This window comes from Campylobacter sp. B0100352/1 (genome assembly GCF_020135855.1).
Lineage (GTDB): Bacteria > Campylobacterota > Campylobacteria > Campylobacterales > Campylobacteraceae > Campylobacter_D > Campylobacter_D taeniopygiae.
On record NZ_JACHTP010000004.1, the window covers coordinates 1 to 12,982 of the forward strand.

15 protein-coding genes are annotated in these 12,982 nt (G+C 30.0%); 5 read left to right on the forward strand and 10 right to left on the reverse strand.

Features of this window, described 5'->3' with window-relative positions; translation table 11 throughout:
* Positions 1 to 163 precede the first annotated feature (163 nt).
* The 4 genes from H2279_RS01940 to H2279_RS01955 form a co-directional block, all read right to left on the reverse strand.
* Positions 164 to 436 carry a hypothetical protein gene (locus H2279_RS01940; RefSeq protein WP_337195413.1) on the reverse strand — a complete coding sequence of 91 codons (273 nt, stop codon included), beginning with the start codon at positions 434 to 436 and terminating at the stop codon, positions 164 to 166.
* Positions 437 to 594: 158 nt separating this feature from the next.
* Complete coding sequence (gene radA, locus H2279_RS01945) at positions 595 to 1,935, reverse strand: DNA repair protein RadA (RefSeq protein ID WP_137624000.1); 1,341 nt, start codon at positions 1,933 to 1,935, stop codon at positions 595 to 597.
* Positions 1,936 to 2,802 carry a signal recognition particle-docking protein FtsY gene (ftsY, locus tag H2279_RS01950; protein ID WP_337195414.1) on the reverse strand — a complete coding sequence of 289 codons (867 nt, stop codon included), beginning with the start codon at positions 2,800 to 2,802 and terminating at the stop codon, positions 1,936 to 1,938.
* Positions 2,802 to 3,353, reverse strand: coding sequence for a TlpA family protein disulfide reductase (locus H2279_RS01955; protein ID WP_337195415.1), 552 nt, complete (start codon positions 3,351 to 3,353; stop codon positions 2,802 to 2,804). The genes ftsY and H2279_RS01955 overlap by 1 nt, the downstream gene beginning before the upstream one ends.
* An 82-nt stretch (positions 3,354 to 3,435) precedes the next feature.
* Between H2279_RS01955 and H2279_RS01960 the strand changes: the two genes are divergently transcribed.
* The 4 genes from H2279_RS01960 to H2279_RS01975 are packed head-to-tail and all read left to right on the forward strand — an operon-like array spanning position 3,436 to position 7,362.
* Positions 3,436 to 4,050 (forward strand): 5-formyltetrahydrofolate cyclo-ligase, encoded by a 615-nt coding sequence (locus H2279_RS01960; protein ID WP_337195416.1) that lies wholly within the window; start codon positions 3,436 to 3,438, stop codon positions 4,048 to 4,050.
* Positions 3,983 to 5,536, forward strand: coding sequence for a ribonuclease Y (rny, locus tag H2279_RS01965; protein WP_337195417.1), 1,554 nt, complete (start codon positions 3,983 to 3,985; stop codon positions 5,534 to 5,536). The genes H2279_RS01960 and rny overlap by 68 nt, the downstream gene beginning before the upstream one ends.
* A 9-nt stretch (positions 5,537 to 5,545) precedes the next feature.
* Positions 5,546 to 6,103: a DedA family protein gene (locus H2279_RS01970; protein ID WP_337195418.1), complete on the forward strand. Its 558-nt coding sequence runs from the start codon at positions 5,546 to 5,548 to the stop codon at positions 6,101 to 6,103.
* Entirely contained in the window at positions 6,100 to 7,362 is a 1,263-nt protein-coding gene (locus H2279_RS01975; protein WP_442862184.1) for a ComEC/Rec2 family competence protein, read from the forward strand. The genes H2279_RS01970 and H2279_RS01975 overlap by 4 nt, the downstream gene beginning before the upstream one ends.
* Here H2279_RS01975 and H2279_RS01980 read toward each other — a convergent pair.
* The 3 genes from H2279_RS01980 to H2279_RS01990 are packed head-to-tail and all read right to left on the reverse strand — an operon-like array spanning position 7,306 to position 10,238.
* The gene (locus H2279_RS01980) at positions 7,306 to 8,112 is read right to left on the reverse strand and encodes a YihY/virulence factor BrkB family protein (RefSeq protein ID WP_137623994.1); all 807 of its coding nucleotides are present in this window, start codon (positions 8,110 to 8,112) and stop codon (positions 7,306 to 7,308) included. The genes H2279_RS01975 and H2279_RS01980 overlap by 57 nt on opposite strands.
* A 12-nt stretch (positions 8,113 to 8,124) precedes the next feature.
* On the reverse strand, positions 8,125 to 9,507 hold the full coding sequence (locus tag H2279_RS01985; protein ID WP_337195420.1) for an FAD-linked oxidase C-terminal domain-containing protein: 1,383 nt from the start codon (positions 9,505 to 9,507) through the stop codon (positions 8,125 to 8,127).
* Entirely contained in the window at positions 9,507 to 10,238 is a 732-nt protein-coding gene (locus H2279_RS01990; protein WP_137623992.1) for a plasminogen-binding N-terminal domain-containing protein, read from the reverse strand. Before H2279_RS01990 ends, H2279_RS01985 begins: the two co-directional genes overlap by 1 nt.
* A 121-nt stretch (positions 10,239 to 10,359) precedes the next feature.
* Here H2279_RS01990 and H2279_RS01995 point away from each other — a divergent pair, with 121 nt between their 5' ends.
* Positions 10,360 to 11,520: a M23 family metallopeptidase gene (locus H2279_RS01995; protein ID WP_137623991.1), complete on the forward strand. Its 1,161-nt coding sequence runs from the start codon at positions 10,360 to 10,362 to the stop codon at positions 11,518 to 11,520.
* Here the strand turns inward: H2279_RS01995 and H2279_RS02000 are convergent.
* From H2279_RS02000 to ribE, 3 genes are read right to left on the reverse strand one after another with little or no spacing between them, the layout of a single operon-like run.
* Entirely contained in the window at positions 11,517 to 11,720 is a 204-nt protein-coding gene (locus H2279_RS02000; RefSeq protein WP_137623990.1) for a hypothetical protein, read from the reverse strand. The two genes, H2279_RS01995 and H2279_RS02000, sit on opposite strands and share 4 nt — an antisense overlap.
* Positions 11,721 to 11,724: 4 nt before the next feature.
* Entirely contained in the window at positions 11,725 to 12,405 is a 681-nt protein-coding gene (locus tag H2279_RS02005; RefSeq protein WP_337195421.1) for a polyphenol oxidase family protein, read from the reverse strand.
* Positions 12,369 to 12,977 (reverse strand): riboflavin synthase, encoded by a 609-nt coding sequence (ribE, locus tag H2279_RS02010; RefSeq protein ID WP_137623988.1) that lies wholly within the window; start codon positions 12,975 to 12,977, stop codon positions 12,369 to 12,371. The genes H2279_RS02005 and ribE overlap by 37 nt, the downstream gene beginning before the upstream one ends.
* Between the last annotated feature and the right edge of the window lie 5 nt (positions 12,978 to 12,982).

Sequence of the window (12,982 nt, forward strand, 5' to 3'; positions counted from 1 at the left end):
TCCATAGCGTTATGAAATTTTCTATCTTCTATATAAAAAAGATAATTTTTTCTTCTTGGATCTTCTAAAGGAAGTTCTAAAAGCCATCTTTTACGTTCTTCAATCTCTTCTTCGCATTTTATTATTTCTTCAGTAAAATACGCTTCATCTTTACTAGTATCCCTTAGCATTTTCTATCCTTAAATTCATGATCATATAATTCGTGGCCACCAAATAAGTGAGAAGCCATATCAGGTCTTTCGTATGGATATAAGTCATAAATATCTCTACCTTTTGGATCTCTTATAACATAGATAGTATTTAAATCTGTTTTTTTAACAAATTCTTGCCATTCTTGATAATATTTATCTTTGACACTACATTCTTCATAAAAAAACCATTTAAGCATAGGATTTGCTTGAACTTCTTCATAGGAGATGAATTTTTCTTTAGTCATTTGTTTTCCTTTTTTGTATATTTCATATTTATCATTGTACATTAATTTGATAATATTTCATTTTGATTCTTTATAAAATACTTTAATCACACTATTTTATTTTAATTATAGTTTTTTTTAGAGAATGATAAAACATTAAAAATTGATAATATTTTATTTCACATCCATTCTAATACTTGACTAAGTTCCTTAGCCACAAAACATTTTAAACCCACATCTTCAATAGGTTTTGAAGGAATAATAGCATTTTTAAATTTTTGCATTTTTGCTTCTTTTAAACGAGTATCAAGGCTAAATACTTCTCTAATTTCACCATTTAAACTAAGCTCTCCGATAAAAACGCTATCTTTACTTAAAGGACGATTTTTAAAACTCGAAATTATAGCCGCAACCACAGCCAAATCAGCTGCAGTTTCACTTACCCTAACGCCACCGCTGATATTTACAAACACATCATAATGCCCTAATGGAATTTCAAGCTTTCTTTCAAGTAAAGCCAAAAGCATATCGAGACGATTTTTTTCATAGCCTGTAGCACTGCGTTTTGGATAAGCACTTTCACAAACTAGAGCTTGCACTTCCAAAACTAAGGCACGAGATCCTTCCATCACTACACCTAATGCACTTCCTGAAATAGCTCTTCCGCGAGTAAAAAAACGATTTGCGAGATCTTTTGCACTCACTAAACCCTTAGAAGTCATTTCAAAAATTCCCACTTCGCTTGTCCCACCAAAACGATTTTTAAAGCCTCTTAAAAGCCTGATTTCTTTTGTTGCATCGCCTTCAAAATAAAGCACCACATCCACCATATGTTCTAAAACTCTAGGACCTGCTATAGATCCCTCTTTGGTAATATGCCCTATAATAAAAGTACTTATATTAAAAGCCTTGCTCACTCTCATAAGTTCAAAAGTGATCTCACGCACCTGAGTAATGCTTCCTGCTGCGGAAGAAATTTTATTAGAATATAAAGTTTGTATGGAATCAATGATTAAAATTTCATAATCTTTTTTATGTAATTCTTCTAAGATATTTTCAAGGCATAATTCAGTCAATAAAAATAAATTTGAAGCATTTGCCTCAAGTCTATCTGCCCTTAGTTTAATCTGTGCTTTGCTTTCTTCACCACTTACATAAAGAACTTTTTTACCTTTTTTGGCTAAATTTGAAGCAATTTTTAACAAAAGTGTTGATTTGCCAACACCAGGACTTCCACCAATAAGAATCAAAGATCCCTCAACCAATCCTCCGCCTAAAACTAAATCAAGCTCATCATCTCCTGTACTTGATCTTGAAAAATGTTCAAGCTCTACATCTTCAATACATACAGCTTCACTAGCTTTTGAACTTGCTTTAGCAATTTCTTTTAAGACTTGAATTTGTTCAGTTTTTAACTCTACAAAGCTATCCCAAGCTCCGCATTCTGGACATTTTCCCAACCATTTACTTTGTTGATTTCCACAAGCTTGGCATTCAAAAAGAATTTTATTTTTGGCCATTTACTCAAAAACGCCCTCTAATAAAATATCTAAAAAATTATCCGGATTAAATTCAATCAAATCTTCCATTTTTTCGCCCACTCCTATATATAAAATAGGAAGTTCAAGCTCTCTTGCTATACCCAAAAGTGCTCCGCCTTTAGCTGTGCCATCTAGTTTGGTAATGATAACTCCATCAAGTTTAACAATTTCATTAAAAGCTTTAGCTTGTAAAATTCCCGCATTTCCTTGAGTACCATCAAGAACTAAAATTTTTCTATGAGGAGCCCCTTCTAAAGCTTTGTTTGAAATTCTTACAATTTTTTCAAGCTCATTAGCTAAATTTTTTTGATTTTGCAAACGACCTGCCGTATCTATGATAACTTGATCAAAATTTTTAGCCTTGGCTTTACTGATCGTATCAAATGCAACCGCTGAAGGATCGTGTCCTTGGCTAGTAAGCACGATATCCACTCCAATTTTTTCAGACCAAAGGCGTAATTGTTCAATCGCACCCGCTCTAAAGGTATCGCAAGCACCTAATATCACTTTTTGTTGTCTATTTTTATAAAGATGAGCAAGTTTAGCAATAGTTGTTGTTTTTCCTGCCCCATTAACCCCTAAAATCAATTCCACAAAAGGCTTAGAATTTACAATTTCAGGTTTATCATAAAGAAAATAAGAACTCATCACTCGTTTTAAATCTTCTTTTTTAACCTCATTGCTAGGCGGTAAATAATAAATAATTTCTTCAACGATTTCATAACTTACATCAGATTCTAATAAAATTTCCTCAAGTAAATCTTTAGTTATTTTTTTATTATCACCCTTAATACCAATAATTCCTTCAAGGGTTTTTGAAAGTCCTTTTTTTATAAAATCAAACATTAAAATACAGCCTTTTGAATATCAATTTCCAACATTTCTTGAGGAATAAGACCTAAATATTCATTGATTAATTTAGAATATTTATCATATAAAAACATGGTAGGAATGCCATTAACACCGCCTAATGATTTTGCTAAAAGATAATTATTTTCTCCATTAGCTATTTCATATACAATCTTATTTTTATCTTTAAATGCCTTGATATCTTCATCGCTTTTATCTTCGAGTAAAACACCTACTATATTGATTTGATCTTTGTATTTATTTTGAAGATTATTCAAATAAGGAATTTCTGCGACACAAGGGGTGCACCATGTAGTAAAAAACACAAATAAAGTTGCCTTATCGGTATTAAAAGTGATTTTTTCATTGCTTTTTTGAACCGAAATCGAATTTCCATCAATCAAATGGATATCGAAATTCACATCTTCGCCTTGTTCCAAATTTGCTTCTATATTTACACTTGCATTTTCATCCTTATCTTTTTGTTTATCGTTGCTACAGGCTACAAAAAAACAAATCATCAAAGTCAATAAAAATATTTTTTTCATAATCTTTTATTTCCTTATTCTCATTTAAAAAATGGTAAAATTATAACACAACTAAGATAATAAGTTTTTAAAAAGGCATATGATGCAAAAAATCCATTTTAGAGCTTTGCAAAAAACTAAATTAAAACGCCATCCAAATTTATATTTTAAACAAGATTTTCAAATATTTCAAGAATGCTTTCATATCATTAAAAAATTAAAGGCAAAAAGAATCCTTATTTTTATTCCTTTAGCTTATGAGCCAAATTTGGTTAAATTTCGTCATTTGCTTAGTAAAAAATGCATACTTTTTGTTCCATTTATGCAAGATAAAAGTTTAAAAATTGTAAAATTAAGGCTACCTTTTGTTAAAAAAAGGTTTGGAATATTAGAGCCTATGAATTCTTTTTTAGAAGCTAAAATTGATCTAGCTATTATCCCTGTTATTGGGATAGATAAAAATTTAAAAAGAATAGGACATGGGCAAGGTTTTTATGATAGATTTTTCTCAAATTTACATTATAAACCTAATATAATTTTTACTCAAAGTATCCATGCTTTGAGTGAGAAAGAAATCACTCAAGAACATGATATTATGGGTGAATTTTATATCAATCCTTATAGAAAATATTATAGGAAAGAAAGAAAAAATGATAGAGTCGATAATCGCATTTGTATCCGCTATAATAGGCATCGCAATCGGATACCTAATTGTTAAAAAAATTAACGATGCTAAATATGAAATTTTTGTTGAGCAAGCTAAAGCAAGAGCAAGAGCTATAGAGCACGAAGCTGAGCTTACTCTTAAAGATGCTAAAAATTCTATACTCAATGCAGAACTTGAAGCAAAGAAAAAATATGAAGATAAAATTCATAAAATTCAAAGAGACTATAATCAAAAATTTGATGAGTTATCCAAAAAAGAACAAAAACTTCAAATTCAAGAAGAAAAAATAAAAGAAAATGAAGAAAAACTCACGCATACTAAAAGACAAATTCAAGATTTGCACCTAGATGCTGAAAAAGTAAAAACTCAATATGAGTCAAAACTTCATGATTTGCTTAATATTTTAGAATGTTCTGCAGGACTAACCCAAGATGAAGCACGTGAAATTATCCTTAAAAAAGTTGAAGAAACTTCACGCAGCCAAATCGCACACATAGTAAGAAAATATGAAGAAGAAGCCAAAAATGAAGCCAAAAGAAGAGCTAATTATATCCTAGCTCAAGCGACTTCGCGTTTTGCAGGAGAATTTGCCGCTGAAAGACTTATCAATGTGATCAATATCAAAAGTGATGAGTTAAAAGGACGCATCATAGGCAAAGAAGGACGTAATGTAAAAACTTTAGAAATGGTTTTAGGGGTTGATATTATTATCGATGATACACCTGGAGCCATCATAGTAAGCTGCTTTAATCTTTATCGTCGTGCTATTGCCACAAAGGTGATAGAATTGCTTGTTCAAGATGGAAGAATTCAACCTGCACGTATAGAAGAAGTTCATGATAAAGTGTGCCAAGAATTTGACAATGCTATTTTAGAAGAAGGTCAAACCATCGTTATGGATTTGGGATTAAGTAAAGTTCATCCAGAGATTGTTAAATTAATTGGAAAACTTAAATATCGTGCAAGTTATGGACAAAATGCTTTGGCACATTCTTTAGAAGTCGCTCATTTAGCAGGAATTATTGCGGCTGAATGCGGGGGTGATGAAAATTTAGCTAGAAGGGCTGGAATTTTACACGATATTGGAAAAGCTTTAACGCATGATTATGAAGGCTCACACGTTGATTTAGGTGGAGAGCTTTGTAAGCGTTATCAAGAACATCCTGTGGTGATCAATGCGATTTATGCCCATCACGGACATGAAGAAACAACAAGCATCGAAGCAGCTGCTGTGTGTGCGGCTGATACCTTAAGCGCAGCAAGACCTGGTGCAAGACGAGAAGTCTTAGAAGCCTTCTTAAAAAGAGTCACAGAACTAGAAGATATCGCTAAAAGTAAAGATGGGATTAAAAATGCTTATGCTATCAATGCAGGTAGAGAAATTCGCGTCATTGCTAATGCAAGATTGATCAATGATGATGAAAGTGCTTTACTGGCTAAAGAAATTGCTAATGAAATTCAAGAAAAAATGCAATATCCTGGAGAAATTAAAGTTAATGTCATACGGGAATTAAGATCTATAGAATACGCCAAATAAGGACTTATAATGCAAGATATGGTTGATACCTTGATCCAATATGGCTATATAGTCCTGTTTTTTTATTCTTTAGGTGGCGGTATGGTTGGAATTTTAGCCGCTGGAATACTTTGCTCTCAAGGAAAAATGGAAATTGGCCTATGTATTTTTCTAGCTTTTTTAGGAAATACCTTAGGTTCTACTTTATTATTTATACTTGGAAAATATTACAAAAAAGACATCATGCCCTATTTTAAAAACCATCGACGCAAACTTGCACTAGCAACAATGAAAATCAAACAATACGGCACGATTTTACTTATCGTGCAAAAATTTATTTATGGATTAAAAACTTTCATACCTGTAGCGGCTGGAATAGCAAAATATAATTTTACAAAATTTGCATTCATTAACGCTTTTGCAAGTTTGATTTGGTCAATCATCTTAGGTTTAGCAGCATATATTTTTGGTCATATTATAGAAGAAATCTTTACTCAATTAGGAAAATATCCTTATATCGCTCCTCTTTTTTTATTAGCATTAGCTGGAATTATTTGGTTTTATTTGGCTAAATTTTCCAAAAAATAATGCTTTGGCGCAATTCTTTTTTTAATCATTTTAAAGAATTTCGCTATATATTTTTGTTTGGAATCATTATTTTTGCTTTCAACATAGCTTTACAATATTACAATTTTTCATTGTTTAAAAAAAATAAACACTATCTCATAGAAAACGCTATTCTTTTGCAAAATTATACAAAATACAACAAAAAGAATAAAAAATATTGGATTTTAAAAATACAAACAAAAGATTTTACTTTTTACACGACAAGTTTTAAAGATCTAAATTTAAGCAATAATCAACTTTTAAATTTAAAAATCATTACTGAAAATGTCACTTTTAAAGATTATCTTAGTCAAATTTTTTATGTGCCTAGTTATGATCTTGAAAAGCTAAAAATAAAAGAACAAAATGCTATTATTTCTTATTTTTTAAATCAACATACAAATGAAAAAATTCGCGAATTTTACGGGGCTTTATTTTTTGCATTGCCTATATCTAAAGATTTAAGAAATGATGTTAATTATTATGGAATTGCTCATTTAATCGCCATTAGCGGATATCATATCGGTCTTATTTTTAGTTTGATATTTTTTATCCTAACTCCAATTTATAGCTTTTTTCAAAAAAAATATTTTCCTTATAGAAATCTGCGTTTTGATTTAAGTATTTTAATTTTTATTTTGCTTTTTTCTTATACCTATCTTATAGGCTTTGTTCCTTCTTATGTGCGTTCTTTAACTATGGCTATTTTTGGATTTTATCTTATTTGTAAAAATATCAAAGTGCTTAATTTTTTCACACTTTTTACTAGTGTTTTTATTTGTATTTGTTGTTATCCTAAGCTTTTATTTAGCGTGGGGTTTTTATTTTCCATCATGGGAGTTTTTTATATTTTTTTATATTTACATCATTTTTCAAAATCTTTTAACGCTTTTTTCAATGTACTTTTTTTAAATATATGGACTTTTTTTGCTATGACTTTACCCGTTATTTATTTCTTTCCATTGATTAGTTATCAACAAATTTTATCCATATTTTTAAGCGCTATCTTTGTAATATTTTATCCCTTAAGTTTGATTTTACATTTTATTGGAATTGGAGATCTATTTGATTTTGCATTGAAAGAATTTTTTGATTTTAAAATTTATGCAAACAATGTTCAAATTCCGTTTTGGATTTTTATCAGTTATCTTGGAGCTTCGCTTTTGTCGATTCGTTTTAAATTATTAGCTCTTTTTTGTATTTTTTCTAACCTTCTTCCCTTCATTATCATTGTGATTTAGAAAAAAATAAACCTTAAGTCCAAAAAGGTAAATTATCCAAGAAATATAAATCCAAATAAAGAAAAAAAGTATAGTGGAAAAAGATCCATAAACACTTGCATAGGTTTTATTATAAACTACATAATAAACAAATAAATTCTTTCCGATATACCAAATAGCACTTGCACTAAAGGACACAAGAAATAAACTTTTTAAAGAACTTTTATGCACAGAACTTGAATAAGATATAAAAAACAAACCCCAAACAATCACAAAGGGTAGAATTTCAAAAAAATTAAATCCTATTTTATAATCATCCAAAGTTTGCTGAATAAAACCAGAAATATAAAAACTAAGCCCGAGTCCCAAAGGAACGAGAGTCAATAAAGTCCAATAAGAACTAATGCTTTGCCAAATTCCTTTAGGTTCGCTTTTAGTGATACGATTGATAACAAAATCATAACCAGAAAAAAACGCTAAGGAAGTAAAAGTCATCGCTATAAGACCCACTATGCCTAGATTAACACTATTTTTTAAAAAAGTATCTAAATAAGTAGCCACTATATCTTGTTGAGCAGGAATTAAAAAAGCAAAAATAACACGCTTAGCTTTTTCATAATACATTTTAAAACTTGAAATTTGAGTAAAAACAGAAAAACATATAAATAAAATCGGAATTAAAGATAATATAGTATAAAAACTAAGCGCAGCAGCATAATTTAAAATTTCTTTATCACGAATACTCAATAAAATATTAAAAATTCTTTTCAAATTTTCATTCCTTTAAAGTCCCATTTTAAAAGGGTTAAGTATGTTATTTGGATCAAAGGCTTTTTTTATATTTCTCATTAAATTCATTTCAGCATCAGAAAATGCCAAATTCATAAAAGACGCCTTTGAAATTCCTATACCATGTTCCCCGCTTAAAGTCCCACCGAGTTTGATCGTGAGTTTAAAAAGCTCTTCTACAGCCAAATATCCTTTTTTAACCTGCTCTTGATCGTTTTTATCTTCAACCATAATATTAGTATGCACATTGCCATCACCTGCGTGACCAAAACAAGGAATTTTAAAACTATATTTTTTTGAAATTTCAGCAATGCCTTCTAATAAATCAGGAAGTTTTGATCGCGGAACGGTAATATCTTCATTTAGTTTTAATTTTCCATACATGGCAATACTTTGAGAGCAATTTTTTCTAGCAAACCATATATCTTTAGCCTCTTTTTCATCTCTAGCGATCTTAAATTCACTTGCATTTTCTTCTAAAAAATAATGCTTTATTATTTTCAAATCCTCATCGATAGACGCCTCAATATTGCCATCCACCTCAACAACCAAAATCGCTCCAGCTTTTATAGGCAATCCTATATTAAATTTAGTCTCCACTGCACAAATGCTAAGATTATCTAAAAATTCCATTGAAGCAGGTGTTACCCCACTTGCTAGAGTTTTAAAAACAGCATTCATAGCACTTTTTACATTTGGAAAAATTCCCATGGCTGTTTTTTTAAATTTAGGCAAAGCAGCTAATTTTAATGTCAGCTCACTAAACACTGCTAAAGAACCCTCACTAGCGATTAAAATTCCAGCTAAATTATAACCTGCAACATCTTTTACAGTCCGTTTGCCTGCAGAAATTATCTCTCCATTAGGCAAAACCGCTCTTAAAGCTAAAACATAATCTTTTGTAATTCCATATTTTGTTGCACGCATTCCACCGGCATTTTCACTGACATTACCACCTAAACTTGAATGCTCCATACTAGCAGGATCAGGCGGATAAAAAAGTCCGTATTTAGCAATTTCTTTTTGTAAATGCATATTTATAACGCCTGGTTGAACAACGGCGACTAAATTATCCAAATCGATTTCTAAAATTTTATTCATATGCTTTTCAAAGGCTAAAATTAAACCACCATTAACAGCCAAAGAACCCCCACTCATACCGGTTCCAGCACCGCGTGGGACTATGATGATATCTCTATCATTGCAAAATTTTAAAATATCGGAAATATCTTCTTCATTTCTTGGAAAAAGCACACCATCGGGTAGATAATGATTTTTAGTTGCATCATAACTATAAGCAATTTTGTGCATTTGATCAAAATAGGCATTTTCTTTGCCTAAAAGCTTGATAAAATATTGCTTAAATTCTTCTTTCATTAATCCGCTAAAACCTTAGAAAAATCAATTAAAGCATTATAATAACGGTAATAATCACTCATCTCTTGTGCATTAAAATCAAAAAAATTAGTCCTATATCCACTTACGCGAGAATAAAAAGGAATTTGCACACTAGATGCTTTTTCAATAGGAAATTCATAAAGTTCATTGAAATTTTGACAATCAATGATTTTAGCTTTATCTTCTAAGGCAAAAATTAAAATACCCACCGCATTATCCGCACAAAATTTTCTAAAATCACTACGCTTTGGCGCAACGGTAGAACTTCTAATCAATTGTGCTCCAAAGATATCTATATGGGTAAAATAAATTTGAGGAAAATCTGACACCAAATCATTATAAGTTTTTTCATCTGGAGCAACAATCACCCCTCTATCATAAAGAAAATTTAAAACCACCTCATCGCCACTTTTAGGTAAAACATTTGGTAATGGCAAAGCTTCTTGTTTCAAATCTGAAAAAACACTAAATTCTAATTTTGCAAGACCATTTTCTTTAGCGATCACACTTGCTCTAGCAATAATGCTTTTAGAATTTTTAAATTGCTGTAATACAACGCCACTAGAATTGATTTGAATTTCTGGACTATCTTTAATATAGCCATAGATATCATCCACTTTTAAAAGCTCGGTTTTAAAAGGTTTTAAGTCGAAATTTGCGGCAAATAAAGTGAGATTTAATGTTAGAAAAAGTGCTATAAATCTAAGCAAACTTTACTCCTTATAAAAATAATTTTGTATTATTATATTCCTTTTTTGTTAAGCAATTGTAAGAAAAATAAAGTAAAATATAGATTTTAAATTTTCAAATCTATAAAAATCAAGGTTTTTTATGAGAAAAATTTTACTTTTATTTATATTTGTTATCCAAAGTTTTGCCGCCTTAAGCGTTGAAGAATTAACTTGGGATAATGGAGATACTTTACTTAAATTTTTACAACGAAATTCTATTCCGATGTCGCTTTATTATGGACTTGATAAAGAAGATCAAGAGCTTGCTTCTGATATACTTTATAAAACAAGATATCAAATTTTAAAAGACGATAATAACAATATAGAGCAAGTTTTAATCCCGATAAGCGATGATTTGCAAATTCATATTTATAAAAATGAAAATAATCAATATGTACTAACCTTTACTCCAATTATTTATCAAATTGACAATAGAATTTTACATCTAACCATTAAAAATTCAGCCTATCAAGATGTTTATGAAGAAAGTGGAAGTAGCACTTTAGCTCGTGCAATGGTTCGAGCTTTTAAAGGGATTAATTTTAGAAATATCCAAAAAGGAGATGAAATAACGCTTTATTATGAGCAAAAAAGACGTATGGGAAAACTATGGGGGGATATTACAATTAAAATGGCCACGGTGGAAATTAATAAAAATATCCAAGAAGTTTTCTCCTACAATGATACTTTTTATGATCGACAAGGTAGAGAATTAGATAATTTTTTACTGACAAAACCTGTTAATTATATAAGAATTTCTTCTCCTTTTAGTACTGCAAGATATCATCCTATACTTAAACGTTACCGCGCACATCTTGGTATAGATTATGCTGCACCTACTGGCACACCTGTTAAAAGCGCTGGCAAAGGAACGATTATTTTTGTTGGAACAAAAGGAGGATATGGAAACGTAGTGCAGGTAAAACATGAAGGAGGATATACAACTTTATATGCACATTTAAGTCGTTTTGCTAAAATAAAAACAGGTCAAAGAGTCAATCAAGGACAAATCATTGCCTATGTAGGATCAACAGGAATGAGTACAGGCCCTCATTTACATTTTGGAGTATATCTTAATAACAAAGCCATTAATCCAGCATCAGTTGTAAAAATTGCCAAGTCTGAATTAAAAGGAAAACAAAAAGAGGAATTTGAAAACACTATAGCCCAATATGAAAAAACTGTTCAAGAGGCTTTAAACAATCATCAACCAAATCCTCCAAAAGAAGAAGATTTTGAAAATTATATAGAATTAAATTAATTGCTAAGCAAAGCCTTGTCTTTAGCTTCTATTAAAGAATTTAAAAGAGCGATCAGCTCTTCTTTTTCTTTAGACTCTATTTCATTAAAAACTGAATTAACAAGCTGATGAACTAAAATTTCATTACATAGATCCAAATCACCAAATTCTCTAGCCTTTTGAATGATCTTTAAAACCCTTAAATCTTTTTTTTCATACATTAAATCAATCCCTTAAATAAATCACACTCACAAAACGTTTTTGTGTTTTATTTCTACGATAAGAAAAAAAATCTTTGTTTTCAAAGCTACAAATTTCAGAGTCTAAAATATGATTTATATTTAAATTTTTAGCTTGAAATTTGACTAAAGATTTCAAATCTAACCGATTATCTAATAAAAAATCTTTAAAATTTTGCTTTGCAAAATTTAAAATATCTCCACTAATTTCATAATTTTTCCAACAAATACTTGGCATAATAAAAAGATGAAATTTAGTTTTATCTAAATTTGGATTTTCTAAAATAATCTTATCTACACATTTTTTTAAAATATTTTCAAAACTTCCTTTTCTACCAGAATGTAAAGCCGCTATAATGCCATCTTCATGATACAATAACAAAGGTAAGCAATCAGCACTTAAAACACAAAGTGCGGTATTTATTTTCTTAGTGATTAAACCATCACAGGTTAGATCTTTTAAATTTGTATCATAATTTTGTACCAAATCAGAATGAATTTGATCCATAAAAACACATTCTAAAATACCCTCAAAACCTAAATGAGAAAATAAATTTTGCTTAAAAGAGTTAGCTCTAAAAATATTATAATCTTGATCATAAGCACAAAAAACACTTACTTTTTCATTGTCTAATAAAGATAAGAAATTTTGTCTATTTCTTTCCATGATATTTCCTTAGCGTTTTTTAGTTGTGCGTGTATATATCTAGCAAGTAAATCAGTTTCGATATTGATTTTTCTACCTACCTTATATCCTTTAAAAAGAGTTTCTCTAAAAGTAATAGGAATAATAGTCAATCTGATCTGATTTTCAAAAACCTCATTCACAGTCAAACTCACCCCATCAATCCCTATACTACCCTTAGAGGCAACAAATTTCATCGCATCTTTAGGTAAGGAAATAAAAAAATCCACCCCATTTTCATCTTGATGAATTTTTTCTAGTGTTCCTATAAAATCAATATGTCCTTGCATTAAATGTCCATCGATTCTATCTCCAAACCTTAAAGCCGGCTCTATATGGACATTTTCTTTTAAATTTTGTACCGCTATATGCAAACGACTTTCATGAGAAAGCTCAACCTCAAAACCATCATGATGAATTTTTGTTACACTTAAACAAGCCCCATTAACGGCTATACTATCTCCTAAATTCGGTTTATAATGCGCTTTTAATCTTAAAATATTATTCTGATAAGATGCAACCTGTGCAATTTCTCTTATAAGACCGTTAAACATTAAAT

Coding starts and splice junctions, on each gene's coding strand:
- H2279_RS01940 (WP_337195413.1), bottom strand. CDS start 436: ATGACTAAAGAAAAATTCATCTCCTATGAAGAAGTTCAAGCAAATCCT.
- radA (WP_137624000.1), bottom strand. CDS start 1,935: ATGGCCAAAAATAAAATTCTTTTTGAATGCCAAGCTTGTGGAAATCAA.
- ftsY (WP_337195414.1), bottom strand. CDS start 2,802: ATGTTTGATTTTATAAAAAAAGGACTTTCAAAAACCCTTGAAGGAATT.
- H2279_RS01955 (WP_337195415.1), bottom strand. CDS start 3,353: ATGAAAAAAATATTTTTATTGACTTTGATGATTTGTTTTTTTGTAGCC.
- H2279_RS01960 (WP_337195416.1), top strand. CDS start 3,436: ATGCAAAAAATCCATTTTAGAGCTTTGCAAAAAACTAAATTAAAACGC.
- rny (WP_337195417.1), top strand. CDS start 3,983: ATGATAGAGTCGATAATCGCATTTGTATCCGCTATAATAGGCATCGCA.
- H2279_RS01970 (WP_337195418.1), top strand. CDS start 5,546: ATGCAAGATATGGTTGATACCTTGATCCAATATGGCTATATAGTCCTG.
- H2279_RS01985 (WP_337195420.1), bottom strand. CDS start 9,507: ATGAAAGAAGAATTTAAGCAATATTTTATCAAGCTTTTAGGCAAAGAA.
- H2279_RS01995 (WP_137623991.1), top strand. CDS start 10,360: ATGAGAAAAATTTTACTTTTATTTATATTTGTTATCCAAAGTTTTGCC.
- H2279_RS02000 (WP_137623990.1), bottom strand. CDS start 11,720: ATGTATGAAAAAAAAGATTTAAGGGTTTTAAAGATCATTCAAAAGGCT.
- H2279_RS02005 (WP_337195421.1), bottom strand. CDS start 12,405: ATGGAAAGAAATAGACAAAATTTCTTATCTTTATTAGACAATGAAAAA.
- ribE (WP_137623988.1), bottom strand. CDS start 12,977: ATGTTTAACGGTCTTATAAGAGAAATTGCACAGGTTGCATCTTATCAG.